The 25,408-nt window shown below is 61.8% G+C and carries 24 protein-coding genes; 12 read left to right on the forward strand and 12 right to left on the reverse strand.

The annotated features are described in order from the left end of the window. The first annotated feature begins 82 nt into the window (after positions 1-82). On the forward strand, positions 83-1,471 hold the full coding sequence (gene gor, locus EB233_RS19505; RefSeq protein ID WP_064988690.1) for a glutathione-disulfide reductase: 1,389 nt from the start codon (positions 83-85) through the stop codon (positions 1,469-1,471). Between the two features lie 192 nt (positions 1,472-1,663). Here gor and mgtE read toward each other — a convergent pair whose 3' ends face one another. The 4 genes from mgtE to EB233_RS19525 form a co-directional block, all read right to left on the reverse strand. Beyond that, the gene (gene mgtE / locus EB233_RS19510; RefSeq protein WP_064988691.1) at positions 1,664-3,028 is read right to left on the reverse strand and encodes a magnesium transporter; all 1,365 of its coding nucleotides are present in this window, start codon (positions 3,026-3,028) and stop codon (positions 1,664-1,666) included. A gap of 270 nt (positions 3,029-3,298) precedes the next feature. Continuing rightward, entirely contained in the window at positions 3,299-5,191 is a 1,893-nt protein-coding gene (locus EB233_RS19515; RefSeq protein WP_027054193.1) for an ABC transporter ATP-binding protein/permease, read from the reverse strand. Between the two features lie 832 nt (positions 5,192-6,023). Next, complete coding sequence (locus EB233_RS19520; RefSeq protein ID WP_064988692.1) at positions 6,024-6,704, reverse strand: DsbA family oxidoreductase; 681 nt, start codon at positions 6,702-6,704, stop codon at positions 6,024-6,026. A gap of 16 nt (positions 6,705-6,720) precedes the next feature. Continuing rightward, a complete protein-coding gene (locus EB233_RS19525; RefSeq protein WP_064988693.1) occupies positions 6,721-8,538 on the reverse strand; it encodes an extracellular solute-binding protein in 1,818 nt (605 codons plus the stop codon). A 233-nt stretch (positions 8,539-8,771) separates the two neighbouring features. Between EB233_RS19525 and EB233_RS19530 the strand changes: the two genes are divergently transcribed. Continuing rightward, complete coding sequence (locus EB233_RS19530; RefSeq protein ID WP_015317881.1) at positions 8,772-9,401, forward strand: invasion associated locus B family protein; 630 nt, start codon at positions 8,772-8,774, stop codon at positions 9,399-9,401. A 101-nt stretch (positions 9,402-9,502) separates the two neighbouring features. On the opposite strand, the gene hspQ is transcribed toward EB233_RS19530, so the two are convergent. Then, positions 9,503-9,826 carry a heat shock protein HspQ gene (gene hspQ / locus EB233_RS19535; protein WP_027027770.1) on the reverse strand — a complete coding sequence of 108 codons (324 nt, stop codon included), beginning with the start codon at positions 9,824-9,826 and terminating at the stop codon, positions 9,503-9,505. A 148-nt stretch (positions 9,827-9,974) separates the two neighbouring features. Then, entirely contained in the window at positions 9,975-11,189 is a 1,215-nt protein-coding gene (locus tag EB233_RS19540) for a UbiH/UbiF family hydroxylase (protein ID WP_064988694.1), read from the reverse strand. Between the two features lie 70 nt (positions 11,190-11,259). Between EB233_RS19540 and EB233_RS19545 the strand changes: the two genes are divergently transcribed. The 8 genes from EB233_RS19545 to EB233_RS19580 all read left to right on the forward strand — a co-directional run bounded on the left by EB233_RS19545 (position 11,260) and on the right by EB233_RS19580 (position 19,540). Then, positions 11,260-12,189, forward strand: coding sequence for a DUF2182 domain-containing protein (locus tag EB233_RS19545; protein WP_081293961.1), 930 nt, complete (start codon positions 11,260-11,262; stop codon positions 12,187-12,189). Positions 12,190-12,203: 14 nt separating this feature from the next. Next, the gene (locus EB233_RS19550; RefSeq protein ID WP_064988695.1) at positions 12,204-12,818 is read left to right on the forward strand and encodes a DUF1326 domain-containing protein; all 615 of its coding nucleotides are present in this window, start codon (positions 12,204-12,206) and stop codon (positions 12,816-12,818) included. A gap of 23 nt (positions 12,819-12,841) precedes the next feature. Beyond that, positions 12,842-13,663: a phosphatidylcholine synthase gene (pcsA, locus tag EB233_RS19555; protein ID WP_027054199.1), complete on the forward strand. Its 822-nt coding sequence runs from the start codon at positions 12,842-12,844 to the stop codon at positions 13,661-13,663. 22 nt (positions 13,664-13,685) lie between these two features. Beyond that, entirely contained in the window at positions 13,686-14,663 is a 978-nt protein-coding gene (locus tag EB233_RS19560) for a quinone oxidoreductase family protein (RefSeq protein WP_064988696.1), read from the forward strand. Positions 14,664-14,796: 133 nt separating this feature from the next. Beyond that, positions 14,797-16,374 carry an ABC transporter ATP-binding protein gene (locus EB233_RS19565; protein ID WP_064988697.1) on the forward strand — a complete coding sequence of 526 codons (1,578 nt, stop codon included), beginning with the start codon at positions 14,797-14,799 and terminating at the stop codon, positions 16,372-16,374. Next, the gene (locus EB233_RS19570) at positions 16,371-17,501 is read left to right on the forward strand and encodes an ABC transporter permease (protein WP_064988698.1); all 1,131 of its coding nucleotides are present in this window, start codon (positions 16,371-16,373) and stop codon (positions 17,499-17,501) included. The genes EB233_RS19565 and EB233_RS19570 overlap by 4 nt, the downstream gene beginning before the upstream one ends. Next, a complete protein-coding gene (locus EB233_RS19575; RefSeq protein ID WP_064988699.1) occupies positions 17,501-18,421 on the forward strand; it encodes an ABC transporter permease in 921 nt (306 codons plus the stop codon). The genes EB233_RS19570 and EB233_RS19575 overlap by 1 nt, the downstream gene beginning before the upstream one ends. A gap of 51 nt (positions 18,422-18,472) precedes the next feature. Next, a complete protein-coding gene (locus tag EB233_RS19580; protein WP_064988700.1) occupies positions 18,473-19,540 on the forward strand; it encodes a BMP family ABC transporter substrate-binding protein in 1,068 nt (355 codons plus the stop codon). 76 nt (positions 19,541-19,616) lie between these two features. Here EB233_RS19580 and rimO read toward each other — a convergent pair whose 3' ends face one another. The 5 genes from rimO to EB233_RS19605 form a co-directional block, all read right to left on the reverse strand. Further along, positions 19,617-20,930: a 30S ribosomal protein S12 methylthiotransferase RimO gene (gene rimO / locus EB233_RS19585; RefSeq protein ID WP_064988701.1), complete on the reverse strand. Its 1,314-nt coding sequence runs from the start codon at positions 20,928-20,930 to the stop codon at positions 19,617-19,619. Between the two features lie 163 nt (positions 20,931-21,093). Beyond that, on the reverse strand, positions 21,094-21,780 hold the full coding sequence (locus EB233_RS19590; protein WP_064988702.1) for a TerC family protein: 687 nt from the start codon (positions 21,778-21,780) through the stop codon (positions 21,094-21,096). Positions 21,781-21,966: 186 nt separating this feature from the next. Continuing rightward, positions 21,967-22,374, reverse strand: a complete 408-nt coding sequence (locus EB233_RS19595) for a DUF930 domain-containing protein (protein ID WP_064988703.1) — start codon at positions 22,372-22,374, stop codon at positions 21,967-21,969. A gap of 56 nt (positions 22,375-22,430) precedes the next feature. Further along, positions 22,431-23,129, reverse strand: a complete 699-nt coding sequence (locus tag EB233_RS19600; RefSeq protein WP_027054208.1) for a DUF2161 domain-containing phosphodiesterase — start codon at positions 23,127-23,129, stop codon at positions 22,431-22,433. Between the two features lie 60 nt (positions 23,130-23,189). After that, a complete protein-coding gene (locus EB233_RS19605; protein ID WP_064988704.1) occupies positions 23,190-23,987 on the reverse strand; it encodes a sterol desaturase family protein in 798 nt (265 codons plus the stop codon). A gap of 172 nt (positions 23,988-24,159) precedes the next feature. Between EB233_RS19605 and EB233_RS19610 the strand changes: the two genes are divergently transcribed. Together EB233_RS19610 and EB233_RS19615 are read left to right on the forward strand one after the other, a co-directional pair. Continuing rightward, entirely contained in the window at positions 24,160-24,414 is a 255-nt protein-coding gene (locus tag EB233_RS19610; protein ID WP_064988705.1) for a hypothetical protein, read from the forward strand. Positions 24,415-24,530: 116 nt separating this feature from the next. Next, positions 24,531-24,740 (forward strand): hypothetical protein, encoded by a 210-nt coding sequence (locus EB233_RS19615; RefSeq protein ID WP_064988706.1) that lies wholly within the window; start codon positions 24,531-24,533, stop codon positions 24,738-24,740. Positions 24,741-24,860: 120 nt separating this feature from the next. On the opposite strand, the gene EB233_RS19620 is transcribed toward EB233_RS19615, so the two are convergent. Next, positions 24,861-25,067: a Flp family type IVb pilin gene (locus EB233_RS19620; RefSeq protein ID WP_064988707.1), complete on the reverse strand. Its 207-nt coding sequence runs from the start codon at positions 25,065-25,067 to the stop codon at positions 24,861-24,863. Positions 25,068-25,408: the final 341 nt, after the last annotated feature.

The raw sequence follows: 25,408 nt of genomic DNA on the forward strand, positions 1-25,408 counted from the left end.
AGCCCGGCTTGTCCGGGCTTTTCTTTTGGCGGTTGGCGGCCTACCTGTCACTCACATTTTCCGACGTTCAAGGAGCCGTGTCATGGCCGGTTACGACTACGATCTCTTCGTCATCGGCGGCGGCTCCGGCGGGGTGAGGGCGGCGCGTGTCGCCGCTGCACTCGGCAAGCGTGTCGGCATCGCCGAGGAATACCGCTTTGGCGGCACCTGCGTCATCAGGGGCTGCGTGCCAAAGAAGCTCTATGTCTACGCCTCGCAATTTCCGGAGCATTTCGCCGACGCGGCCGGCTATGGCTGGACGGTGCCGGAAGCCAGTTTCAACTGGCAGACGCTGGTAGCCAACAAGGATCGCGAGATTGCCCGCCTGGAGGCGATCTACAAGAAGAATGTCGAGGGCTCCGGCGGCGAGACCTTTCATTCGCGGGCGATGATCATCGACCCGCATGTGGTGCATCTCCTGGACGGGGACCGCACCGTCACCGCCGACCAGATCCTGATCGCCACCGGCGGCCGCCCGGCGGCGCATCCAGCACTTCCCGGCCACGAACACTGCATCTTCTCCAATGAAGCCTTCGATCTCAAGGAACTGCCAAAGGCGATCATGATCGAGGGCGGCGGCTATATCGCGGTCGAGTTCGCCAACATCTTCCACGGCCTTGGCGTCGACACCACGCTGGTCTACCGCGGCAAGGAGATTCTCAGTCGCTTCGACATGGATCTGCGCCGCACGTTGCACGAAACCATGGAGAAGAAGGGGATCAAAATACTCTGCCACGCGGTGAGCGAATGGGTGCGCAAGCGGCCGGACGGACGGCTCGACGCCCATCTCACCAGCGGCCAGACGCTGACGGTGGACCAGGTCATGCTCGCCATCGGGCGCGTCCCCAACACCGAGAATATGGGCCTGGAAGGCATCGGCATCGAAATGACCGCCGCAGGCGCGATCAAGGTCGACGACTATTCCCGCGCCAACGTCGATAACATCTGGGCGATCGGCGACGTCACCAACCGGGTGCAGCTGACTCCGGTGGCGATCCACGAGGCGATGTGCTTCGTCGAGACGGCATTCAAGGACAACCCGACCGCGCCCGACCACGACACGATCGCCACCGCCGTCTTCTCACAGCCTGAAATCGGCACGGTCGGCCTGTCTGAAGACGAAGCCGTCAAACGGTTCGCCGATATCGAAATCTACCGCGCCAGCTTCCGGCCGATGCGGCATACGCTGTCGGGCCGCGACGAGAAGATGTTGATGAAGCTGGTGGTCGATGGCGCTTCCCGCAAAGTGCTCGGCGCCCACATTCTGGGACCGGATGCCGGCGAAATGGCGCAGTTGCTCGGCATTCCACTGAAGGCCGGCCTGACCAAGGACGATTTCGACCGCACGATGGCCGTGCACCCGACAGCCTCGGAAGAACTCGTCACCATGTACAAACCGACCTACCGCGTGAAGGACGGCCAGCGCGTCTGACTTTTGCTCGACCGTCAATGGAGTGATCATGTCCGTCACGTTTTCGGCACCGCTCGATCATGGGGTTGGCGGACGCATCGCCATCGCAGGCATGATTGGCACGTTCTCCGACGCACCGCGCGATGCCGTCTATGGCAGACAGGCCTGAAGCAGCGGAAGCCGCCGCCGGCGATTGCCAGCGGCGGAGGATTGCTAAAGCAGCGTGCCGCGCAGGATGACCAGCGCCACCGAGAAATAGATCACCAGTCCGGTGACGTCGACCAGCGTGGCGACGAACGGCGCCGATGCGCTGGCGGGATCGAAACCGATCCGTTTCAAGGCAAACGGCAACATCGAGCCCGACAAGGAGCCGAAGGTGACGATGCCGACCAGTGCGGCACCCACGGTCGTGGCGATCAGCGGCCAATGCGGCCCATAGTCATAGAAGCCCATATATTGCCAGAGCGCGATACGGACGATACCGACCACGCCAAGCATGGCGCCCAGAACGAGACCGGTGGGAAGTTCGCGCAACGCCACCCGCCACCAGTCGCGAAGACCGATCTCGCGCAGCGCCAGCGCCCGGATAACAAGCGATGTCGCCTGCGAGCCGGAATTGCCGCCTGAACTCATGATCAACGGAATGAACAGCGTCAGCACGATCGCCTTCTCCAGTTCACCCTCGTAGCTCTGCATGGCATTGGCGGTCAGCATTTCGCTGATGAACAGCGCGCACAGCCAGCCGCCGCGTTTCTTGATCATGGAGAGGAAGCTCATCTTCATATAGGGCTCGTCGAGCGCCTCCATGCCGCCGAAGCGGTGCACGTCCTCCGTCGTCTCCTCGATCATCGTATCGATGATGTCGTCGATGGTGACGATGCCGAGGATTTTGCCGTGGTCGACAACGGGGACCGCGAGCAGATCGTATTTGGAGATCGTCTGCGCCAGGGTTTCACGATCTGTCAGCGGGGTGACCGTGACCGGCACGCGGTCCGGCGCCACCGACAGGATCGGGTCGTCCGGCTCGCCGGTGATGAGCCGGCGCAGGCCGGTCGACCGCACCAGCAGATGCGTTTGCGGATCTACGATGTAGATCGCATAGACGGTCTCACGCGTCCGCTCGACCTTGCGGATGTAGTCGAGCGTGCGCCCGACGGTCCAGTCCGACGGCACGCTGACGAACTCCGTCGTCATGATCGATGCGGCGCTGCCTTCGGGATAACCGAGAATGGAAAGCAGGGTCGCGCGTAGCGGCGGCGCCAGCGCGCCGAGCAGTTCGGAACGTTCCCGCTCATCGAGCTCGCGCAGGATGTCGGCCGCACGGTCGACAGACATGGCGGTGAGCAGCTTGCTTGCCTTGGGACGAGGCAGGGCCTCGACCAGTTCGGGCGCGCTTTCGAGTTCAGGCTGGTCGAAAATCTCAACCAGCCGCTCGAAGGGCACGGCGCAAAGCAGATCGGTCGCGGTTTCGCGCGATTCATGGTTGAGCGCCTCGACTACGTCGGCGACATGGTCGTTGGCAAGGATGCGGGCGATGGCGACTGCCTCGTCGTCCGCTACGGGGGAAAAATCGTTCATGGTTCACTCCTTGCCGTCCGGCAGGACATGAACCGTTCAGGTCACGTCTAGGCGGACGGCGGTTGCGTTCGACTGATACTGTCGCCAGGCATGGCGCGGTGACCTTTCCGCTTGCGGGTTCGCGATTGACTATCGGCAAGCCGGCGCAACATAGGAGCGCGCCTTGCCGAGTCAATCGCGGTGAGGGAGAAAACGGTGCCAGATGGCTCCGATCGCGAGACTGTGATCGCCCACTGCCGTGCTGCCCGGCAAGTCGCGGTGAAACCTCGGTTATTTCTGCTTCAGCCGACGCGAGAAGCGCAGCCATTTGTCTTCGACCGGCCGTGGCTGGGTGAGAATCGTGGTGAGTTCTACAGGCAAGGTCGGCGTCAGCGGCTTCTTGGTGGCGACGCCGTCGGCGATCATGACGATGGAGTGGTAGAACTCGGTGCCGGCGGCCGATCTTGGCGCCACCGCTTCGTGCATGACGCTGATCACCGTCACATCCGCACAGTTGTCCTTGATCGCCTGATGGAAGGCGATCTTGCCCTCCGGGTCGAGGGCACCGGTCGCCTCGTCGAGGAACAGCAGCCCCGGCTGCTGCAGGATGATGCGAGCTACCACCAGCTTCTGTTTCTGGCCGCCGGACAGGACCTGGTCCCAGCTCTTGCCCTCGCGGCTCTCATTGGCCATTTGTTCGATGAAGTCGCCAAGGCCGGCCTTGTGCAGCGCCGACGCAACATGGGCATCGCCATGATCGTGTTCGGAGCCTGGCAGGCAGACCAGCTGCTTCAGCGACACTTGCGGGAGCTTGACCTCCTGGGCGGCATAGAAACTCTTCACCCCGTCAGGGAAGACGATGGTGCCGTGGCCATAGGGCCAAAGGCCATTGATCGCCTTGATCAGGGAGGTTTTGCCACAACCGGATTCGCCCTTCAGGAAGGTCCACTCGCCACGCCGGAAGCGCAAATTGGCAGCGCTGACGAACGGCGTTGCGTCCTCGCCCTGATGCGCCAGTTCGAGCTTCTGGATGGTCAGACCGAAAACCGGATTCTGGCTGGCATAGTGGAAATCGGAACGGCCGGTCTGGCTGTAGAATGCCTGCGGGTGCTGAACATTCTCGATCGCATTAGCCAGTTCGGTGACACGCTGGCTGTTGGCGCGCAAAGTGGCAATGGCCGGCATGACATGGATGAACCACGAGCACTGGCTGATCAGTTGGGCGACCATCTCAGAGCCGGTGATGTAGCCTTTGTAGTCCAAGCGGTTGTGGATGAACGACACGAGGCCGGGACCATAGGCGACGATTCGGGCGCCAATGAAGTTGTAGATCAGCTCGAATGACGTGTAGCTGTTGTTGACGACATTGAGCCTGCCCCAGGTTTTGTCGATATCCACGTAGAGCTTGTCGTGCATCGACTTTTGCACGTCCTCGCCATGCGAGGCGGCGACATGGAAGCTGCGGCGCAGGAATGTCGTCAGTTCACTGCGATAGCTGCCCTCGGCCTGCTGCATGCGGATATTGAGCCGCTCGAGCATGCGCCCAAGCTTGACGGCGATCCAAGTGTTCAGCGGGACGTAAATGGCGACGGCGAGGAAAGCCAGTACCGCGCTGCCATAACTTCCGAGGAACTCCAGTCCCTTAACCTCGACCGAGGATCCAATCAGATTTTCGCCGATGAAGTAGAGCGAGGTCGCGACACCCAGAACGCCCATGGCGAGACCAATCGCCCCGCCGGTCATGTCCTTGATCGATTCCTGGATACGCTGGTCGATGTTGTCGGGCGCGACGATGCCGCCTGCCGCCGAGCCATGCTGGGCATGGAAATGGGTATGATTGCCGTCGAGCAGAGCCTGATTGAACTGGCTATTCAGCCAGCCACGCCACTTTCGGTGCAAGGTCGCGGAGACAAGACCGCGCACGCCGGTAAAGCCGGCATCCTTGAGTACGACCAGCAAGACCAGTACACCGGCATTGGTGAGAATTGTCTCCAGCGGGTTCGGGTTTGCCGCATCGTGGAAGAAGGCTATCGAATTGCCCAACTCGCCCAAAGCCACGGCAAACCAGACACCGGCCTTGCTGGAGAGCGCCGTCAGGAGCGCGATGACCACGGTGAGGGTCCAGGCTTCCTTCCAGCGCTCGGACAACCAGTAGGCCTTCATCAGCCCCCAGAAACTGCGCATCGAGGATACCGGCGTCAAATGCGACAGCCCTGGGGCGCCGCCGTGTAGTCTATCCGGTACTGACTCCTGCGATCGTCTGCCGATCCGAATCACGATCCCGCCCAAACCTTTTTTGTTTTGTTACGGATGGTAACACCAATTGATCATTTTCCATTAATTTTTGTAGGGGGGCGCAGAGATCGAAGTTCCAGCCGTGTCGGCAAGGCAACAGAATGGTGTTTTCGAAGGTTGCATGGGAACAGGCGATCAAGCGCTTTATCGCAATGATGTCAGATGGTTACAGATTTGCCAACGAGTCCGTCACAGCTTCCCTTGGGGAAGGTATTCACACGATTTTGTGACTCGTTCTAGCTTGTCTGGCAGGCCGGTTTTTCATTCCGGGCTGACCAAAAGCCGCGAAAATGTGCCGCCCTCGATGTCTGATCGCTTGCCGTTGTCGCCCTAGCCGGGAGCCGATGTGAGCTTCGGCGCGGTCGGTAGCGCAGACCCTCCGGCCGTTGTCGACACCCATGGTTGTCCAACAGGGAAGCTTCACGATGCACGCGCGCGCCCGCACTTGAAGCTTTCGTTCTCGCCGCCTGTCTGCCTCTTTTCGCTTGGGTATCTTTGGCGCATGCAGCCAAACAGAGGATTGCTGCCGGCACCGAGGGCCAGATCGAGGTTCAGCACGATGTCACAAGGCTCGCCTACGGCGAGGGCTGGAGCGCCGGGCCCTTCTTCTGCCAGTCATCGACGAAGGAACTGACTGCATCGCCACAAATGGCCATGGATTTTTCGTCAGCAAGGTGAAGTAACCGCCGCGTCTTCTCGCACAGGGCAAGACCGGCTTGCCTCAGCCAACCTTGTCCAATTCTCCGCGCGCCTTGGCGGCCGCCACCTGGCGGATTGCATCGGCCAGCGTATCGACGTCCTGTGCGCCCATCACGGCATATTTGCCTTCGAGCAGGAAGCACGGCACGCCTGATATGCCCATGCGCGATGCCGTGGCGATCTCGGTGCGCACCGCTTCGACATCGGCGTCGGTCGGCAAGAGGGTGGCCACCACGGAGGCGTCCATGCCGGCGTCGCGGGCCGCTTCCACCAACACGGAGTGGTCGCCGATGTTGACACCTTCCTCGAAATTCAACTGGAACAGGCGACGGACCAGCCTGTTCTGCACGGCTTCGCCGGCAGCACCCGCCCAGCGGATCAGGCGGTGCGCATCCAGCGTGTTCGGCGCCACCTTGATGGCTTCGAAGGCAAAGGAAATGCCCTCTGCCTCGCCGAGCGGCTCGATGCGAGCATGGATCTCGCGAATGCGCTCGTCGCTGCCGAACTTGGCCAGCATATACTCGCGACGGTCCTTGCCACCCGGTGGAATGGTCGGATCAAGCTGGAACGGCCGCCAGCGTATATGGACATCGACATCGCCAGCCGCTGCAACCGCCTTGTCCAGCCGCTTCTGGCCGATGAAGCACCACGGGCAGACGACATCCGACACCACATCGACGGTTATGGCGTTCGCTTCGCTCATCTCGATCTCCGGATCTTCAGTTCGGTTTGCGCCACCATGTCGGCAGCTGATAACCGAATATGGGCGTCTTCTTCGGATGTTCCAGGTAATTCCAGTACGCAAGCCACTGCTGCGTGTTGTACTGCGTCGGCACCATGTAGTTGCCCGAGATCAGCAGCCGGTCGAGAACGCGAACCGCGGCGATATAGTCTTCCTTGGAGCGAGCGCGCAACATGGCGTCGATTACCGCATCGATCGCCGGGTCGGCAACGCCGGCGAGATTGAACGAGCCTTCGGTCTTCGCCGCGGCGGACGACCAACGCCCGATCTGCTCGATGCCAGGCGACAGCGAATTGTTGAAGCCGCTCGAGCCGATCAGAGCCTCGAAATCGAAACGCTGCTTGCGCGACTGGATCTGATCGCCGTCCAGGCTGCGGATGCTGACGTTGATGCCGATCTTCTCCAACGTGCGCTGGTAGATCCCAGCCAGGCGCTCCTCGTCCTGCGAAGCGGTCAGAATCTCGAATGCGAAAGGTTTGCCGTCGGGATCGAGCATCGTGCCGTCCTGCACAAGGTAACCGATGCTTTTCAAGAGATCGAAAGCCGCCTTCAGCACCTTGCGGTCCTGGCCCGAACCGTCGGTCACCGGCGGTTTCCAGGTGCCGTCCATGATCTCGGCCGGTACGCGGCCGGGGTAGGGCGCCAGCAACGCCTTTTCCCGGTCGTCGGCCGGATGGCCGAGCGCGGAAAGCTCGGAGCCTTGCCAATAACTCATCGTGCGCGTGTATTTGCCGCCGAACAGGTTCTTGTTTGCCCATTCGAAATCGTAAAGCATGCCGAGCGCGCGCCGAACCACCGGGTTGGCGAATTTCGGTAGCCTGGTGTTGAACAGGAAACCGGTCACGACAGGCGGAATGCCGGTGTCGAAGGTTTCAGAGACGACCTCGCCTCTGTGGAAGGCGGGAAAGTCGAGATCGCGCTCGCGCTTCACCGGATCGCTGTCGTCGTCGATGGCGCAAAGGCCCTTCTTGAAGGCTTCCAGCTTGGCGTTGGCGTTTAGAAAATATTCGATGGTGATCTGGTCGTAATTGTCGAAGCCGCGCTTGGCGGGGGCGTCCTTGCCCCAATATTCCGGGTTGCGCTTGAAGACGATGCGCTGGCCGGGGGTCACCTGCGCGATCGTGTAGGGGCCGCTGCCGATCAACGGCTTCAGCGTCGTCTTGTCGAACGTCTCCATGTCGAACGCATGCTTGGGGATGATCGGGGTCAGCGCGATGATCAAGGGAAACTCGCGATCGGCCTTGTCGTTGAAGGTGAAGCGCACGCTGTGGTCGCCGGTCTTTTCCAGCTTGGCGATCCTGGCCATGCGGTCGCTGTAGGGCGGGCGGCCCTTTTGAGTGTAGGCATCATAGGTGAACAGCACATCCTCCGGCGTCACCGGCTGCCCATCCGACCATTTGGCCTTCGGGTTGAGGTGGAACTCGATGCTCTTGCGCTCCGGGTCCATGTCGGCGGTATCGGCAAGCAGCCCATAAAGGGTAAAAGCCTCATCCGCATTGCGCTGCATCAGCGGCTCGAAGATCAGATTGCCGTAGATCGTGTCCATCATGCCGCGGGCCGTCGTGCGCAGGCTTTTCAGGATGAAAGGGTTGAGGTTGTCGAAGCTGCCGACGACGCAATAAGTGATGCTGCCGCCCTTCGGCGCGTCGGGATTGACGTAGTTGAAATGGGCGTAATCGGGCGGCAGGGCGGGTTCGCCCTGCATGGCGATCGCATATTTCGGCTCGGACAGCGCCGGCAGCGACAGGGTGAGAAATGATATCGCGGTGATCAGCCAAACAAGAACGCGGCCCATGACCGTCTCCTTAACAGGTCGGCTTGATGATTCGGTGCGCACCCTAGCATGAGGCAGCTGTGTGCCGGCCAATGGTGTCATCAAGAATTACAAGTGAGCGGGCTGGATTCAGCACCGCTTGCAGTGTAACACGCCGTCCGAAGTCATTCTGTTGCCTCATTTCGGCAACAGGTAGCTGGACCACACGGCGCACAGAAGCCGGTTCCGGGATCATTTGAGAGGAAGTGCACGACATGACGAGCCTGAACAGCAATGCGTACCGCCTTTCGGTCATGGCCGCGGGCGTGGTCGGCTTTCTGGGTGCAGGACTTCCCTCTGCTTCCGCACAGCAGCAGCCCCAGATTCCACAGGGTTGGTTCAAGGCTTGCACCAAGCAGGAAGACGTCGACATCTGCAATGTCCAGAACATCGTTACCGCCGGCAACGGCCAGCTCGTCACCGGTGTGAGCCTGATCGAACTCAAGGGCAAGGTGAACCGCAAGGTGTTCCAGGTTACGGTCCCGACCGGTCGCCTCGTGCCTCCCGGCATTGGCCTGCAGATCGACACCGGCAAGGCGCAGAAGCTCGATTATGTCATCTGCTTCCCGGATCGTTGCGTGGCCGAGGTGCCGCTGACCGACCAGCTCGTCGCCTCGTTCAAGAAAGGTCAGGGCATCACGCTGACCTCGATCAATTTCCAGAACCAGGCCAACCCGATCAAGATCGCCCTGCAGGGCTTCAGCGGCGCCTATGACGGCCCGCCGCTGCAGCAGTCGGACATCGAGGACCGGCAGAAGAAGCTCCAGGACTTTGTCGCCAAGAACAACCAGGACTTCGCCAAGAAGCTCAAGGACGAGCAGGACAAGGCCAAGACCGCCAACTGATCACCGGTTCGGGTCTTTCTCGAATCAAAGGAAAAGCGGGGTCATGCCCCGCTTTTTTCGTTCCAGGCCATGGTTCGATTTCCTGACGGATGGCTCGAAAGTCAGTGCCTGGACTGCCGTTTCGGCTCGTAGCGTCCGTCCGGCTTCTTGTCGAACATCTCCTTGATCTGCGGGTGGCGGACTGGCTCGCCCGACTGATCCTCAAGCAGATTCTGCTCCGACACGTAGGCGATGTATTCGGTTTCCGAATTCTCGGCGAGGAGATGGTAGAAAGGCTGGTCCTTGCGCGGTCGCACATCAGCGGGGATGGCTTCGTACCATTCGTCGGTGTTGGCGAATTGCGGATCGACGTCGAAAATGATGCCTCGAAACGGAAACAGCCGGTGGCGAACCACCTGTCCAATCGCGAATTTGGCTGTTTTCATCGTACTCACCACTGAATTCCTTGAGTTTATTTGGCGCAGACTCCGAGCGAATTCAATCCCGAAGCGCTTGAACGCCTTCAAGCTACGCAGAATGCGGAGCAAAGGTTTTTGATCGATGCCGCGATGTCGCGATAAATCCGCAAAGTCGCTACTGCTGCCGCATTGGTTTTCGCGGGCGGCCCGCAAGTGCTGCAAAACCGCTGCCGGGACGAAGCCCTTCGCGCATGAAGAAGGCGCGTAGCGGCGCAAAGCCGCCGAGCGCGCCGAGGCCGGCGCCGCGGGCCATCTGCGCCGGCAGCATGTCGGAGAGCAGCGACATGTTGAGCAGGTTGACCGCGCCGCTGCGCGCCAGAATGTCGGGCCGGCGCTTGAAATCGTAGGCTGCGAGAGCCTTGGCGTTGCCAGGATCGCCTCGATTTTCGTTAGCAATTCCAACTAGATCGTCGATATCCCTGATGCCAAGGTTGAGACCTTGCGCGCCGATCGGCGGAAACACATGCGCGGCTTCGCCGACAAGCGCTACCCTGTCTCGCGCAAAACGCAGGGGCGTCACCGTCGAAAGCGGATAGATCTGGCGGCCGGGCTCCACCGTCACGCGTCCCAGCATCGACTGCATCTGCTGCTCGACCCGCATTGAGAGCGTTGCGTCATCCAGTGCGGCGAGCTCCTTTGCGGTCTCGGGTTTCACCACCCAGACGAGGCTCGAGCGCTTGCCGGGCAACGGAACCTGCGTGAACGGGCCAGTCTCGGTGTGGAACTCGGTCGAGGTGAAGGCATGCTCGCTTCCATGGCCGAAATTGAGCACGAGCGCGGCCTGTGGATAGGCCCGCGAGCCGGTCGAAATGCCCGCTGCCTCGCGCGCCGGCGACTGGCGCCCATCGGCGGCGACCACCAGCGATGCGCCAACCTCACTGCCGTCGGCGAGGGTCGCATGGGCCTCGTCGGCATCGAGACGCCAGGTCGTCACCATCGATCTGCGCCATTCGATCCCCGAATGCGCGGCCACCTTGCCAGCAAGCGCCGGGCCAAGGACGCTGTTGGGCAGGTTCAGGCCGAACTGGTCCTCGTCGATCTCGCTGGCCCGGAAGGTGACGACGGGACTGCGGATCAGCCGTCTGGTCGCATCGACGATGCGCATGACTTTCAAAGGCGCGGCCTTGGGCTTGATATCTGCGAGGACATCAAGCCGCTCCAGGACCTTCAGGGCTGGGTTCATCAGCGCCGTGGTGCGGCCATCGGGGGGCGACGCCTCAGGCCCGACAAGCGTCACCGGGAAGCCGGCATCGGCGAAAGCCAGTGCTGCGATCAGGCCTGCCGGCCCGGTGCCGGCAATCAGTATCGGCGCTGTTTGCTGATGCTCCAAGATCGGCTTCCGGCTTGCGATGCGGGGCGGGCCACCAGGCCTGCCAGTCGATGAGCATATAGGTCAGATCATGCGGCTTGATCAACGCGGCGATTCGGCCCATTCGGGTGTCATGACCGGCCACCAGGACGATTTCAGCCATCTCGACCGCGCCGGCCGCGCCATGGCCGATATCGCGCGCCACCCGCGTCTGACGGTCAATATCGTTGTCGGCGCCGGCATTCTGCTCGCCTGGCTGTCATTGGCCTCGATGGCCGTTCGCGGTGCCGAGGCTCGGGGCAGCGCGCCCGGCGACACGCTCCTGCGCGGCCTGCCGCAGCTGCCGCTGCCCGATTTCCTCGAACGGTTCTTCGCGCTCTGCCTGTCGCCGGCGCCGCTGGACGCCAGCATCGGTCTGCGTGCCGTGGCACTCACCCTGATGTGGTTCCTGATGGCAATCGCCGCGATGCTGCCGTCCGCGGCACCGATGATACGCACCTATTGCGAGATCGCCGACACAGCCCGGATCAAGGGCGAGCCGGTCGTGCACCCGCTGGTGCTGGTTGCTGGCTATCTCGGCGTCTGGCTCGCTGCCTCGATGCTGTTTTCGGCGCTGACACTCGGCCTGCATGCATTCGCCGCGTCCGGCGACATGTACGATCCGCTGCTTGGTATAGCCGGCGCGCTCGCCTTGCTGGTTGCCGGTCTCTACCAATTCAGCGGCCTCAAGGAGGCCTGCCTGAATAAATGTCGCAACCCGTTCTCGGTCCTGTTTTCGAATTGGAGCGCCAAAGCCATCCGCGTCCTTCGGCTCGGTGTCGCGCAAGGCCTCTGGTGCCTCGGCTGCTGCTGGGCGCTGATGCTCGTGATGTTCGCGGTCGGCGTCATGAACATCTTCTGGATGGCACTGATCGGCCTGTTCACCCTGATTGAAAAACAGACGAGCGGCCGTCTTCCAACCCGGCTGGCCGGTGCGATACTGCTTGTCTGGGCAGCCGCGCTGCTAGTAGTCTCGCTGTGAGTGGGGGAACTTCAATGACAGATCAGAGCTGGGCGATGAAAGGGGAGCTCGTACTCTCCTGCAATTGCACGGTTTTCTGCCCTTGCGTGCTGTCGCTCGGCAGCCACCCACCGACCGAGGGCTACTGCCAGACCTGGGCGGGTTTCCGTATCGATGCCGGTCACTTCGGCGAGGTCGACCTCTCCGGCCTCAACCTTGGGCTGATCATGGAAATCCCGGGCTATATGAGCCGTGGCAACTGGACCGCCGGCCTGTTCATCGACAAACGTGCTTCGGTCTACGCCGTCAAGGCACTGACGAAGATCTTCACCGGCAAGGCGGGCGGGACAACCTCGCTGCTGTCGATCCTGGTTGGAAAATTCCTGGGTGTCGAACAGGTGCCGATCACCTATGAGACGCGGGACAAGACCCGTATCTTCCAGATACCGAAGATCATCGATGGAGCGGTCACGCCGATCACCGGCAAGGATCGCGAGAAGGATACGGTGATCACGAATTCAGAATATTGGATCGCGCCGGAGATCATCGTGGCGAGGTCCGACAAGAGCAAGATGCGGGCCTTTGGCCGCAACTGGAACTTTGCCGGCCGCTCGGCCGAAATCTGCAAGCTGGATTGGCGGGGCCCGTGAGCAAGAACACATCGGCCAGAAACATGTCGGCCAGGAACACGGCGGCACGCAAAGCCGCCAAGAAGATCACGGACCGGATTCCGCGGCCGAAGAAGAAAGTCACCTGGCCGCAGGCGAGGGCATTCTCCGTTCATCTGCTGACGGCGTCGGGCTCGTTCCTCGCTTTCCTGTCGCTGGTGGCGGCGAGCGAGGAACGCTGGACGGCGATGTTCTGGTGGCTTGGACTGGCCCTGTTCGTCGATGGTATCGACGGACCGATCGCCAGGAAGCTCGAGGTCAAGGAAATCCTGCCGACCTGGTCGGGCGAGCTCCTCGACAACATCATCGACTACGTCACATATGTGCTGATCCCGGCCTTCGCGCTCTACCAGCGCGGCTTCATGGGTGAGGGGCTGTCGTTCCTATCGGCGGCGATCATCGTCGTCTCCAGCGCCATCTATTATGCCGATACCGGCATGAAGACGAAGGAGAATTTCTTCAAGGGATTCCCCGTGGTCTGGAACATGGTGGTGTTCACGCTGTTCGTCATCGAGCCGGGACAATGGGTGTCGTTCGCGGTTGTGGTGGTGGCCGGCATTCTGACCTTCATCCCGATCAATTTCATCCATCCGGTGCGGGTCGTGCGGCTGCGGCCCATCAATCTCACCATGACGCTTTTGTGGTGCGCCTTCGGCGCGCTCGCGCTTGCGCAGGCCGCTCTTGCGGCTTTCTACGATGAGATCGGCGTGCTGGGCGAACAAGTCAGCACTTTCATCAAGATCGGCATCACCATCAGCGGGCTTTACCTCGCCTGCATTGGCGGCGTCATGCAGCTATTTCCAAATCTCGGCGCCAAGAAAGCCTGACCTTCCAGAGGAAGCTTAATCCATGTCCAAAGCGATCCGCATCCACGCTCATGGCGGCCCGGAAGTTCTGACCTATGAGGACAACGATCCCGGCCAGCCGGGCTCGGGCCAGATCCTGGTCAGGCATACGGCGATTGGCCTCAACTTCATTGACGTCTATCATCGCTCCGGCCTCTATCCGCCGCCCGGCGGATTTCCGCTCGTTGCCGGCAGCGAGGCGGCCGGCGTGGTGTTGGAGGTTGGCCAGGATATTGACTGGCTGAAGCCGGGTGACCGGATCGCCTATGCCGTGACGACAGGCGCTTATGCCGAAGAGCGCGTCATCGATGCCAGCCGGGTGGTCAAGGTTCCAGACGGCATCAGCGACGAACAGGCGGCCGCGATGATGCTGAAAGGCATGACCGCCGAATATCTTCTGCGCCGGACCTTCAAGGTAAGGGCTGGCGACACGATCCTGTTCCATGCCGCGGCTGGCGGCGTCGGGCTCATTCTGGGGCAATGGGCCAAGCATCTCGGCGCCACCGTCCTCGGCACGGCAAGCTCCTCCGACAAGATCGAGCTCGCCAAGGCGCACGGCTTCGACCATGTCATCAATTACAAGGAGCAGGATTTCGTCGCCGGCGTTGCCGCCATCACCGGCGGCAGGAAATGCGACGTCGTTTACGACTCGGTGGGTAACGACACATTTCCGGCCTCGCTCGACTGCCTGAAGCCGCTCGGCATGTTCGTCAGCTTCGGCCAATCCTCGGGGCCGATCCCGCCCTTCTCGATGTCGCTGCTGGCGCAGAAGGGCTCGTTGTTCGCCACAAGGCCGACGCTGTTCGTCTACAACGCGAAACGCGAGGACCTCGACGCCTCCGCGGCGGCGCTGTTCGAAGTGGTGCTCAGCGGCGCCGTCGAGATCAAGATCAACCAGCGCTATGCGCTGAAGGACGCCGGCAAGGCGCACGCGGATCTTGAGGGTCGCAGGACGACGGGGACGACCATTCTCATTCCTTAGTCCCGCCAGGCTTGCTATCCCTTGAAATTCCGCTGAAATTCTTGAAGCTCTTTCAAGACGCGTGCCGCTTTCCGTCTAGAGCCGGCGGCGCCTACCATGCTTGCGGGAACACAGAACATATCTGGCTAACCAGATGGGAGGCACTGTGAGTGCAAATCATGATGGGGCGAACCTGCTTGAGGTTCGTGGCCTGACCAAGATATTCGGCACGCTGACGGCGTGCGATCATATCGACCTCAACATCGCCAAGGGTGAAATCCACGCGTTGCTCGGCGAGAACGGCGCCGGCAAGTCGACGCTGGTCAAGATGCTGTTCGGCTCGCTGGAGCCCAATTCCGGCGAGATTTTCTGGAACGGGCAGGCGGTGCGCATCACCAGCCCGGGTGCCGCCAAGAAGCTCGGCATCGGCATGGTGTTCCAGCATTTTTCGCTGTTCGAGGCGCTGACCGCGGCCGAGAACATCGCGCTCTCGCTCGATGACGGCTCGCCGATCAGCAGCATCGCCGCGAAGGCGAGGGCGCTTTCCTACAGCTACGGCCTGCCGCTCGATCCGGACTCGCTGGTCGGCGACCTGTCGGTCGGCGAGCGCCAGCGCATCGAGATCATCCGCTGCCTGCTGCAGACGCCGCAGCTCATCATCCTGGACGAGCCGACCTCGGTGCTGACGCCGCAGGAAGCCGACAAGCTGTTCGAGACGCTGGAGCGGCTGCGGGCGGAAGGTAAATCGATCCTCTACATTTCGCACCGGCTGGAAGAGGTCAAACGCATCTGCGACCGTGCCACCGTGCTGCGACACGGCAAGGTGGTCGGTCATTGCAACCCGCGCGAGGAGACAGCGGCGTCGCTCGCCCGCATGATGGTCGGCAACGAGGTGCAGGCCGTCGTGCGAGCGCCGGTCGAGGGCATCGAAACCGCGCAGCCGCTGCTCGAAATCCGCGGACTCAGCCGCAAGCCGGCGACGCCGTTTTCCATTCCGCTCAAGAACATCACCCTCAATGTCCGTGCCGGCGAAGTGATCGGCATCGCCGGTGTCGCCGGCAATGGCCAGGGCGAGTTCTTTGAATCCGTCTCCGGCGAGGTGCTGCAGCAGGATGCAGCCTCGGTACGCATCCGTGGCAAGGATGCGGGTGGGCTGACCATCACCGGACGGCGCCTGCTGGGCGCCGCCTTCGTGCCGGAGGAGCGCCTCGGCCATGGCGCCGCGCCGCGCATGAAACTCTCGGAAAACCTGTTGCTGTCGCGCCATGCCACGGACGGTAAGGTTTTCGTCGGCACTGGCGGGATGGTGAAGAGCGGCGCCGTCTACGCCGCCTCGCAACGCATCATCGAGGCGATGGACGTGCGCAAGAGCGCGCCGGATCCGGAAGCGGCAGCGCTTTCAGGCGGCAACCTGCAGAAGTTCATTGTCGGCCGGGAGCTTGATCGCCGGCCAAGCGTCATGGTGGTCAACCAACCGACCTGGGGCGTCGACGCCGGTGCCGCCGCCAATATCCGGCAGGCGCTGATCGAGCTGTCGCGCAGCGGATCGGCGGTGCTGGTGATCAGCCAGGATCTCGACGAGCTGTTCGAAATATCGGATGCGATCGCGGTCATGCACAATGGCGAGCTGTCCAAGCCGATGCCGATCGCCGAAGCAACCTTCGAGAAGGTCGGTTTGCTGATGGGTGGCGCCGAGCCCGGCCACGCCGAACATACGCTGGAGACGGCATGATGCGCCTCGAACTCGTCAAACGTCCGCAGCGCTCCGCGCTGTTTTCGGCCCTGTCGCCGTTCATCGCCTTCGCGCTGACGATCATTGCCGGGGCGATCATGTTCGCACTGCTCGGCGTCAATCCGCTGACCGCGTTCCGGATCTACTTCATCGAGCCGATCAGCCAAGTCTGGCAGTTGCACGAGCTGGCGATCAAGGCGGCACCGCTGATCCTGATCGCGGTCGGCCTGTCGGTCTGTTACAAGGCCAACATCTGGAACATCGGCGCCGAGGGCCAGTTCGTTTTCGGCGCCATCTTCGGCTCCGCCATCCCGGTGCTGTTTCCGCAGTTCGAAGGGCCGCTGGTGCTGCCGCTGATGCTTCTGCTCGGCATGGTCGGCGGTGCGGCCTATGCGGCGATCCCGGCCTTGCTCAAGACCCGCTTCAACACCAACGAGATCCTGACCAGCCTGATGCTGGTCTACGTCGCGCAGCTCTTCCTCGACTGGCTGGTGCGCGGCCCATGGCGCGATCCGCAGGGCCATGGTTTCCCGCAGACGATCCAGTTCGGCGACTCCGCCGTGCTGCCGGAACTGATGCCGGACGCCGGACGCGCCAATTGGGGCTTTGTCTTCGCGCTGGTCGCCGCGGTGCTGATCTGGATCCTGATGAGCCGCATGCTGAAAGGCTTCGAGGTGCGCGTGCTCGGTTCCAGCCCGCGGGCAGGGCGCTTCGCCGGCTTCGGCCTCAACCGCATGGTGTTCTTCGCCTTCCTGCTGTCGGGCGCGCTGGCCGGCCTTGCCGGCATTTCGGAAGTCTCCGGTGCCATCGGGCAGTTGCAGCCGGTCATTTCGCCCGGTTACGGCTTCACCGCCATCATCGTGGCGTTCCTTGGCCGCCTCAATCCGCTCGGCATCATCGCCGCGGGCCTCGTGCTGGCGCTGACCTATCTGGGCGGCGAGGCGGTGCAGAGCGCGCTCGGCATTTCCGACAAGGTGGCGCGGGTTTTCCAGGGCATGCTTTTGTTCTTCGTGCTCGGCTGCGACACGCTCATCCACTACCGCATCCGCCTGATCGGCTTGGCGCTGACGAAACAAGACGGCGCGGCGAAGCTCGAAGCCACGCCGAAGTTGAAGGAAGCCCGCTGATGGACATCACCGTCAACATCCTCCTGACCATCGCCACGGCCGCGACACCGTTGTTGATCGCGGCGATCGGCGAACTGGTGGTCGAACGCTCCGGCGTGCTCAATCTCGGCGTCGAAGGCATGATGATCATGGGCGCGGTCGGCGGCTTTGGGGCCGGCTACCTGACCGGATCGCCCTGGATCGGCCTTCTGGCGGCAATCGCCATGGGGGCGGTGTTTTCGCTGCTGTTCGCCGTCATGACGCTGTCGCTCGCCACCAACCAGGTGGCGACCGGCCTGTCGCTGACGCTGCTCGGCCTCGGCCTCTCCGGCATGATCGGGACGAGCTTCGTCGGCCAGCCCGGGGTGAGGCTGCCCAACCTCGACATTCCCGGCCTGAGCTCGATCCCGATCGTTGGCAAGCTGCTGTTCGGCCAGGATCCGATCTTCTACATCTCGATCGCGCTGACCGCCGCCGTGATGTGGTTTCTGTTCAAGACGCGCACCGGCCTCACGCTGCGCTCGATCGGCGACAGCCACGCCTCGGCGCATGCGCTTGGCATCAAGGTCATCCGCTATCGCTACCTCTCGGTGATCTTCGGCGGCGCCTGCGCCGGTCTGGCCGGTGGCCACCTGTCGCTGGTCTACACGCCGCAATGGGTCGAAAACATGAGCGCGGGCCGCGGCTGGATCGCACTGGCGCTCGTCGTGTTCGCGTCGTGGCGGCCGTGGCGGGTGCTGGCCGGCGCCTACATCTTCGGCGCGGTGTGGATCGGCCAGCTTCATGCACAGGCTTTTGGCATTCCAGTGCCTTCGCAGATGCTTTCTTCTCTGCCCTATCTGGCAACTGTCGTGGTTCTCGTTCTAATCTCGCGCAACAAGCGTCTGACGATGATGAACACGCCGGCTTCCTTGGGGCAGCCATTCGTTCCGGATCGTTGACAACAATAACAAACGGGAAGCTCCAAGGCTCAAACTCAGAGAGGTAACACAATGAAAAAACTGCTTATTGCCCTGATGACGACGACAGCGGCATTGTCGCTGGCCGCGTCAGCGGAGGCTGCCGACAAGTTGAAGGCGTGCTGGGTCTACACCGGCCCGATCGGTGATTTTGGCTACTCCTACCAGCACGACCAGGGCCGGCTCGAGGTCGAGAAGGCGCTCGGCGACAAGGTCGAGACCGCCTATCTCGAGAACGTCTCCGAAGGCCCCGATGCCGACCGTGCCTTCGAGCGCCTGGCGCGCGAAGGCTGCAAGATCATCTTCGGCACGTCGTTCGGTTTCATGGACGCCGAAGTAAAGGTCGCCAAGAAGTTTCCCAAGGTGATGTTCGAGCACGCCACCGGCTACAAGACCGGTGACAATCTTGGCATCTACAATGCCCGCTTCTATGAAGGCCGCTACGTGCTTGGCCAGATCGCCGCCAAGGAATCGAAGTCCGGCGTCGCCGGCTACATCGTCTCCTTCCCGATCCCGGAAGTGGTGATGGGCATCAACTCCTTCATGCTCGGCGCGCAGTCGATCAATCCGAACTTCAAGGCCAAGATCGTCTGGGTGAACTCCTGGTTCGATCCGGGCAAGGAAGCCGACGCCGCCAAGGCTCTGTTCGACCAGGGTGCCGACATCATCGTCCAGCACACCGATTCGACCGCCGCCCTGCAGGTGGCCGAGGAGCGCAAGCTGCACGGCTTCGGCCAGTCGTCCGACATGATCAAGTTCGCGCCGAACGCGCAGCTGACCTCGCTGACCGACGAATGGGGCCCTTACTACATCAGCCGTGTGCAGGCGGCCATCGACGGCACCTGGAAGCCGGACAATGTCTGGCTCGGCATCAAGGACGGCGCGGTCAAGCTCGCCCCCTACACCAACATGCCCGACGACGTGAAGGCGATGGCCGAAGCGACCGAGAAGAAGATCGCGGGCGGCTGGAACCCCTTCACCGGACCGATCGCCAAGCAGGACGGCTCGGCGTGGTTGAAGGACGGCGAAGTCGCCGACGACGGCACGCTGCTCGGCATGAATTTCTACATCAAGGGCGTCGACGACAAGCTGCCGCAGTAAGCGTCGGCACACCAGAATATGGAGAGGGCGCCGCGAGGCGCCCTTTTCATTTTCCCGGGAGCAATCCTGAAAAGGTTCAGACAGCCGAACCGTAGAGATCATAGGCGTCGGCGCGCTCGATCTTGACGGTGACGATGTCGCCGGCACGCATTGGGCGGCGCGACTGGATATGAACCGAACCGTCGATCTCGGGCGCGTCGTATTTGGTGCGACCCTTCGCAGCGTTGCCGTGCGCCTCGTCGATCAGCACCGGCAGGCGCTTCCCGACCTTTTTTGCCAGTTGCGTTGCCGAGATCTTTTGCTGGCGCTGCATGAAGCGGTGCCAGCGTGCTTCCTTGACCTCCTGCGGAACCTGCTCGAGGCCGAGGTCGTTGGAGCGGGCGCCCTTGACCGGCTCGTATTTGAAGCAGCCGGCACGGTCGATCTTGGCCTCGTCCAGCCAGTCGAGCAGCATCTCGAAATCCTCGTCCGTCTCGCCGGGGAAGCCGACGATGAAGGTCGAGCGAATAGCGAGATCCGGGCACACGTCGCGCCAGCCGCGAATGCGTTCGAGCGTCTTTTCGCCATGCGCCGGCCGGCGCATGTTCTTCAGCACCTGCGGCGAGGCATGCTGGAACGGAATGTCGAGATAGGGAAGGATCTTTCCTTCGGCCATCAGCGGGATGACGTCGGCGACATGCGGGTACGGGTAGACATAGTGCATGCGCACCCAGATGCCGAGCTTGCCCAGTTCCTCCGAAAGATCGAGGAATTTCGCGCGCACCTCGCGGTCACCGAACATGGATGTCTGGTACTTGATGTCGATGCCATAGGCGCTGGTGTCCTGCGAGATGACGAGGAGTTCCTTGACGCCGGCCTTGGCCAGTTTCTCGGCTTCGCGCAGCACATCGGCGGCGGGGCGCGAGACGAGGTCGCCGCGCAGTGCGGGAATGATGCAGAAGGTGCAGCGGTTGTTGCAGCCCTCCGAAATCTTAAGATAGGCATAGTGGCGCGGCGTCAGCTTGACGCCTTGCGGTGGCAGCAGATCGATATACGGATCGTGCGAGGGGGGTGCTGCCTCATGCACGGCGGCCATCACGCTCTCATAGGCCTGCGGGCCGGTGATCGCCAGCACATTGGGGTGCTTCTCGCGGATCACCTCCGGCTCGGCGCCGAGGCAGCCGGTGACGATGACCCTGCCGTTTTCCGAAAGCGCGGAACCGATGGCGTTGAGCGATTCGTCGCGGGCGGAATCCAGGAAGCCGCAGGTGTTGACCACGACGAGATCGGCGCCGTCATGCTTGCGGGCGATCTCGTAGCCCTCGGCGCGCAGGCGCGTGATGATGCGCTCGGAATCCACGAGCGCCTTCGGGCATCCAAGGCTGACGAAACTGACGCGAGGGGCGGACATAGGCAAGTTTCCAATGGGGCACGGGCCGAAATGCTGGTCCGGCCTCAAGTCGCTGTAAATGTCGGTCTGTGGCGCGTGGCAGGAGCCAATACGCGCGGCGCAATAGCATGGCTTCCGCAATCAAGCAAACCGGCCGACAACCTGCTCCGCGTCTTCGGGTGGTTCAGTGGCCCCCAGATCCGAACCAGGGCTCCAGGAAACCGAAGTGCTCCGGGAATTGCTGTACGGCCCCGTCAAGCAGCATCTTGACCGCGACATAGAGGATGATCGCCAGGCCGATATAGGCGATCCAGCGGTATTTGTGCAGCAGGCGCGCGACAAACGACGCGGCAAAGCCCATCAGGGCGATCGACAGGGCCAGGCCGATGATCAGCACCGTCGGGTGGTTCATGGCCGCGCCGGCCACGGCCAGTACGTTGTCCAGCGACATCGACACGTCGGCGATGACGATCTGCCAGGCCGCCTGCGAGAAGGTCTTGCGCTGGCCCTTGCCGCCAATGACACCGTCCTTGTCGAAATCACCGTTCGACAGGGCTTCGGTGGCGTTGCGCTCGTCATCGTGGCTGACGCGCAATTCGCGCCACATCTTCCAGCACACCCACAGCAAAAGCAGGCCGCCGGCGAGCAGCAGCATGGGGCCTATGGTCAGCAGCCATTGCGTGATCAGGGCGAAGAAAATGCGAAGCACGGTGGCCGCCGCTATGCCGACGAGAATGGCGCGCTTGCGCTGATCGGCCGGCAGGCCAGCCGCGGCGAGGCCGATGACGATGGCATTGTCACCCGCGAGCGCAAGGTCGATGGCGATGACCTGAAAAAGAGCCGATATGCCAGCGGCGGTAAATATTTCCATCGACCTGGAAGCCCTTCGCCGAGTGTTCGTTGTCGATTGTCCAGACGGGCCTAAAGGCATGGTCCGCTGGCGTCAAGACGCCGCGGCAGACAACACTGGAAAACCACTTTCGTGGCCGGGGCGTTACAGGAGATTTTCAGCCGTTGCCGGCTCGCCAGCCGATGCGGACACGGCCCCGCGAAAAAACTAATCGTAGAGATTGTATTTCGCCCAGTCGGCTTCCGGGATCTCATCGCCGATGCGATAGCGCAACTGCAGGACTTCCATATGGTCCGGCCCGGTCTGGCATTTGAATTTAAGCCGGTACCACTGTCCCTTGCTCCGGAACGCCGCGCCAGGGCTTCGGATCGCATCGGCGCTCATCTCGGGTGTCGCGAAGGCGTAGGCGACGACACGATCGGCCTTGAACTTGCTATCGTCGTGGGTGATCCGGTCGAGGATTTCGGCATCGCACCGCTGCTCCAGGCGCGTTTGCGGATCAAGTTTCATCAGCCCGGCACGCAAGGCATTGTCCATTGCGCTGGCCGGGAAGGCCAGCGTCAAGGACGCAATGGCCATCATGCAGAGTGTCTTCATGGGCGGGACTAGCAGCATATTTTGTCTGATAAATCAACCAAGAGGGGCGTTTCATGCTCGGAAAGCACCCTTATTCAGGGGGAAGACGCAATCAAAATCTCGTGTCGAGGCGCATCGTGCGCGGCTTGCGGCCAACGGACCAGCGAGGCGCGCCCGGCATCGGTGAGATCGTAAAGGCCGCGGTCGACGCGCGCGAACCAGCCATAGACGTTGTGCTGCAGGATTTTCGGTGCGATCGGCGTCAGGGCCTTCAGGTCACGCGGCCTTTTGGGTCCGTCGACAAGCGCGGCGGCACAGGTGAGGGCGCTCTGGCGATAGGCGGTCATGATCGGATTGCGCGATCCTCCGCCGGCAACGGGATCGCCGCGGCGGCGCTGATGCTCGTCGACCAGGCGGGATCGCCGCCGTGCATTCCTGCGCGGTTCCGGCGCGGCGGGACTGACAAGCACTTCGACCTTGTCATTGGCCGTCACGCCAAGCACGCCGAAGCCAAGCCGACGGCAGAGGTTGCGGAATCGGGCGTCGCTTTCGCGCCCCTTTCCCCGCGCCGACATGCGCGCCGCCAGCCACACTTCGTCGCAAGCGGCCGCGCGGTCGACGCCTTGCAGCACCAGTTCGAGGTTGAACTGCAGTTTCAGTTCGCAGATGACGACCACCGGTGGCTCGCCCTCGCGCAGCGCGACGATGTCGCAGCCTCCGATCTCCCCCTTCACGACGAAGTCGAGATTTTCGAGGAACCGCTTCACCGGAGCATAGAGTGAGGTCTCGTTCATGCCTCAAGGCTTAGCCGATTCGACGAGAAAAAGCCTTTCGGCTTCGGGATGCCGTCGATGTCAGGCTTCGGTGCTCGGCACTGGACGATCCGATCGTTTGTCCGGGGGCAGGAGCGGATAGCTGACCTGGCCGAAGTAGCTGGACGGGATCGGATCATCGACGCCGTATTTTTCCGGCACTTTATTGCCAGTGGCATTGTAGGTGCCGAACACCATGTCGAGCACAGGCAACTGCCCGGCGAAGTTCTTGTCATAGGCTTCGCGCTGGTTGGCATGGTGCCAATGATGGAACTGTGGGCTGGCAATCAGCCACTTCAGGGGACCGAACGGAATCCGCAGGTTCGAATGAACAAGCAGCGTGTGTCCAAAATAGATGGACGAAAACAGCGCAATCGAGGCTTCGGAGAAACCGAGGAAAAAGACCGGCGTCAGCGATATTGCCTTCGTGAGGATGGCATCGACCGGGTGGGAGTGGAAGGCGCCGAGCCAGTCCAGTTCATCAATGCCGTGGTGAACGGCGTGGAATTTCCAAAGCGCGGGGATTTCGTGGAAGGCCCGGTGTGTCCAGTAGACGCCGATATCGGTGATCAGGATGATCTCCGCGACCTGCAGCCAGACCGGCTGGCCGCCGACGGCCTGCGTCGTCGATTGCGGGACCAGGACTGCCGCGGCGTCGAGTGTGTTGGCCGCGATCAGAACGATGGCCACCTTTATGATGAGGCCGTTGAACAGCACATAGATCAGATCGACACCCAGGCCCTTGCGTAGGGTCTTCTGAGGCCGTTCGTGGAACAGGTGTTCGAACGGAATGAAGATCAATGCGGCGATCAACAGCGCCTTGATGCCAAATATGTCCATTCGTTCGCCTCTATTGCCTTGCCGTCGGCCAGCACCCGCTCGCGCTTCAGCTTGCGGACAGAACCACATTTCTCCTTTCCAAAGGCTTGATGCCGGTCTCCCGGCCAGGCCTGCGACCGAGGCGCTTGCCAGAGTGTCACATCGTTGCACGCTTTCCGCCGAGGATGCCGGTTTGACGCTGAAGACCACCAGCGGCAGCGCGGTATCGATCCTGGTGACAACCGACTTCACGCGAAACCTCCCTTCGGGATCGTCACTGGAAGTCATCCAGTCCGGCGCCGGCCAAGTGACGTTCGTGGAGGGCGAAGGCGTCACGATCAATAGCCCGGAAACGTTGGCGATAGCCAAGCAGCACGCCCGTGCCGTTCTGACGCTGACGGATGAGCAGGACGTGCTCTCGGTCGCCGGCTATATGCAGGCGGCCTGATGCCGCTCTACGCCTTCATCGCGTCGCTTGCCGTCGTGCTGGCGATCGCGTGGTGGCCATCGATGTGAATCCTCGTAAGGATCGGCTAATATAAGTCGCGAGCGGAGGTGTTAGCCATGCCGGATGATGATTTCGTAAAAGCTTATCGCGCCGGGGGAGTCCGTGCGGTCAATGACCTGCTGTCAACGAGGTTCGGCAAGGGCGGCGCTGCTCTGATGAGGACGATCGAGCGCATGCATGATAGCGGCAATTGGGACGTCAAATTTCACTACGTTCACGGCCAAGCTGACTTTGGAGTGGTGATCGCCTATCTTGGCGATGACTAGGCGGGATGTGAGAAATGGGGATACTTCGACCGCGATCTAAACCCAAGAAGGCCTATCCAAACAGCGACCGGTTCGAGCAAAGGGCCGGCGCAAAAAACGCCGGCCCTTATCACTTCCCGATCAGCAGGTGCCGGTGCCGGTGCCCGCGGCGTTCAGACCCTTGCCGTTCAGCTTCGTGCAGAGGCCGGTGAACTGACTGCCAACCCAGCCGCCAATCGCGATGACAGCAACGATGGAGGCTGCGGCAATGATGCCGATGAGAATCGAATATTCGACCATCGCGGCGCCGTCTTCGTCGTCGCGAAACTGCGTGTAGAGCTTCTTCATTTGAATTCCCCTGTTACCCATTTACACCCGGACAAAGGCGCCCCTGTAGGTGGTCGTCCCCCAGTCCTGAAATCGATCCTTCCCTGGCGTACGGGGCGAGTCAACTGTGGTTTAACAATCAGTTAACCCTCGGTTGCTTGGGCAGCAGAGTTGGTAAGTATTAAGTGTCTGCTAATATTATAGAAATCTGATTTTAACCATTTGCGTAGTGTCGGCGACGCCGTCCTGGCGCGATTTCTCTCCAGATATAGCCCGCTATTCACAACCTGGTTGATCGTCCTCGCGCGGCTTGCCGATAAGCGGCGACTTATGCATATCCAAGACACCTTCCAGCGATGAGG

It is taken from the genome of Mesorhizobium erdmanii, assembly GCF_013170725.1.
Classification (GTDB): domain Bacteria; phylum Pseudomonadota; class Alphaproteobacteria; order Rhizobiales; family Rhizobiaceae; genus Mesorhizobium; species Mesorhizobium erdmanii.